Source organism: Candidatus Binatia bacterium, from assembly GCA_036382395.1.
GTDB lineage: Bacteria > Desulfobacterota > Binatia > HRBIN30 > HRBIN30 > JAGDMS01.
The window spans coordinates 1-2777 of record DASVHW010000410.1 but is presented as its reverse complement, the minus strand read 5'-3'; the positions used below and the strand labels follow the sequence as shown (position 1 = coordinate 2777).

The following is a 2777-nucleotide window of genomic DNA, read 5'->3' as shown; positions in this document are numbered from 1 at the left end:
CTTCGCCGACGCGCAAACCCTGAGCACCCAGGAAGCGATCCACATGCCGCAGGCCAAGGCTGACCGCCGCATTGCCTACGGCAGCGATCCTCTTCAATTCGGGGATTTGCGGATGCCGCCTGGCAAGGGTCCGTTCCCGGTGGCGATCGTGATTCACGGCGGATGCTGGAGCGCTGAGTACGACCTCGGCTACATGGGTAACGCGAGCGCCGCGCTGACGAGAGCCGGAATCGCAACCTGGACGATCGAGTACCGCCGCGTCGGCGACACGGGCGGAGGCTGGCCGGGAACATTTCAGGATGTCGCGAAGGCCGCGGACTATGTGCGCGAGTTGGCGAAGCAGTATCCGCTGGATTTGAAGCGGGTTGTCGCCGTCGGACATTCCGCCGGAGGACACCTGGCGTTGTGGCTCGGGGCACGCCACAGGCTGCCGAAGTCGAGCGAGCTGTACGCTTCGGATCCGATTGCGCTGCGCGGAGTGGTGTCGCTGGCGGGCATTGCGGACCTGGCGCAGGCGGGAGCGGAAAACGTCTGCGGCGACATGGCGTATCAATTAATGGGCGGCAAGCCCGACAAGTTTGCAGAGCGCTGCCAGCAGGGTTCGCCCGTTGAATTGTTACCGCTGGGCGTTGAGCAGGTGTTGGTCCACGGCGAGTCAGACAAGCTGGTCCCGCACAAGCTGTCCGTGGAATACGAATCCCGCGCGCGCAAGGGCGGCGATGACGTGAAATTGGTCAGCGTGCCCGAAGCGTGGCACTTCGAGTTGGTGGTGCCCACTGCCAATGCATGGCAGCAAGTGGAAAACTCCATCGTTGGAATCCTCCACTGAAGCCGCAGTTTCAGCTCAAGGCGTTCTCACCGCCGGCAATTCAACGAAGCTCTCCTGGCCGGGAGCGTGGTAAATCCGCTGCACGGCTTTTCGGTAGTTTTCCGGTTTCGCCCAGAAGATGTTCGGCACGAAGGTCTGGGGATTGCGGTCGTAGAGCGGAAACCAGCTCGACTGGACCTGGACCATGATGCGGTGACCGGGCAGGAAAACGTGGTTCGCGGTCGGCAGCGCAAAGCGGTACACCAGGGGCTTGTCCGCCACGATCGGTTTGGGCGTTTCGAGGCTTTCGCGATATCGGCCACGGAACACGTCGGCGGAAACCATCAACTGATATCCACCCAGCGCCGGTTGGGAGGCTACTTCGTCGGGATAGACGTCGATGACCTTCACCACCCAGTCCGAGTCGGTCCCACTTGTGGAAGCCACCAGGTTGGCGACCGGCTGACCACTGATCTTCAGCGGCGCGGTTAGCACGTCGGAGACGTAGGCAAGGACGTCGGTGCGGCCGGAGAATTCGCGCTGGTCATCAGCGAGCCACTGCGACCACGTCTTGCCATTGCTGGAGAAGTTCGAATCAATCGGACGCAGACGGAATGGCACCGGCCGCGCGGGATCGGAAACGTATTCCTCGAACCCGGCGTCGGCGGCATTCGGCGCCGTGAAGTTCAGCTTCAGTCCTGCCTCCAGATAAAGAGGCGTGGGTCGGACCGTGCAGCCCGTCGGACATCCCGCGGGCCAGCCCGGCAATTTCAGCCAATGATTGGTCCCGGTTTCGAAGGCATTGACGGGTGCGACGTCCACCTTCGGAGCTTCGTCCTTCAGGTAGTGAGCCAGGAATGGCGCCAGGATGTGCTGGCGGAAATAGAGTGCGGTATCGCTGTTGAACTTGATCGCGCCGAGGCTGCTGCCGTCGCCGATCTCCTGCCCGTGATGCCAGGGGCCGAGAACCAGGAAGACCTTGTCGTTGGTCGTGTCCTTCGGCTCGATAGCCTTGTACACCGCAATCGCACCGTAGATATCTTCCTGGTCCCAAAGGCTAGCCACCAGCATGACCGGCACTTGCAGTGGTTCCTTAGCCAGCAGTTTGTCGACCGCCTGCTCGCGCCAGAACGCGTCGTAGCCCGGATGTTCAAGTAACTTGCGCCAGAAGCCGACCTGTTCCAGGCCGTGGCGGCGCCCCAGTTCGCCGGCGGAGCCGTACTGAAGGAACTCATCGTACATGTCGTAATGGCTGGTCCACCATTTGGGGTCGGACGATCGCGTGGCCTCCTGGTTCTGGATGTAGCCCAGGCCCTGTTCGCGGAACGCGCCGTTGTGGAACCAATCGTCGCCCATCCAGCCGTCCACCATGGGATTCATCGGCACCGAGACTTTGAGTGCGGGGTGCGGATTCACGAGCGCCATCAGCGGTAAAAAGCCGTCGTACGAGATGCCGAGGATCCCGACCTTCCCGTTCGTTTCGGGGATGTTTTTCACCAGCCAATCGATGGTGTCGTAGGTGTCGGTAGCGTGATCGACGGGGGTTGGGTTGAGCGGGCCGCGCAGCGGGCGGTTCATCACGTAGTCGCCTTCGGAACCGTACTTCCCGCGTACATCCTGCACCACGCGGATATAGCCCCCATCCGCGATTACGTCGGTCGCGTTGTCGTAGCCGTTGAGCATGGGGCCGAGGTGCGAACTCTGCGCATGATTCGTGAGCGCGGAGGCGTTGTACGGTGTCCGCGTCAGCAGGATGGGCGCATGGGTGGCGCCTTTCGGAACCAGGATGACGGTGTGCAGCCTGACGCCGTCGCGCATGGGGATCATCACGTCGCGCTGGACGTAATCGAAGCTGTCCGTGACGGGTTCAAACTTCGACGGTGTTTCGCTGGGCAACGCGGGATACTTCGCCGGCGTCGTCGTCTGGCCCGCAGATGTCGCGAGCAGCAGCAGTGTGCCCAAAACCGGG

Annotated in this window: 2 protein-coding genes; one reads left to right on the top strand and one right to left on the bottom strand. The window is 62.3% G+C overall.

Annotated elements, in window-relative coordinates; all coding sequences use genetic code 11:
• Nucleotides 1–43 precede the first annotated feature (43 nt).
• Complete coding sequence (locus VF515_20155) at nucleotides 44–829, top strand: alpha/beta hydrolase (GenBank protein ID HEX7409939.1); 786 nt, start codon at nucleotides 44–46, stop codon at nucleotides 827–829.
• A gap of 15 nt (nucleotides 830–844) precedes the next feature.
• Here the strand turns inward: VF515_20155 and VF515_20150 are convergent, their stop codons facing one another.
• Nucleotides 845–2770 (bottom strand): CocE/NonD family hydrolase, encoded by a 1926-nt coding sequence (locus VF515_20150; GenBank protein ID HEX7409938.1) that lies wholly within the window; start codon nucleotides 2768–2770, stop codon nucleotides 845–847.
• Nucleotides 2771–2777: the final 7 nt, after the last annotated feature.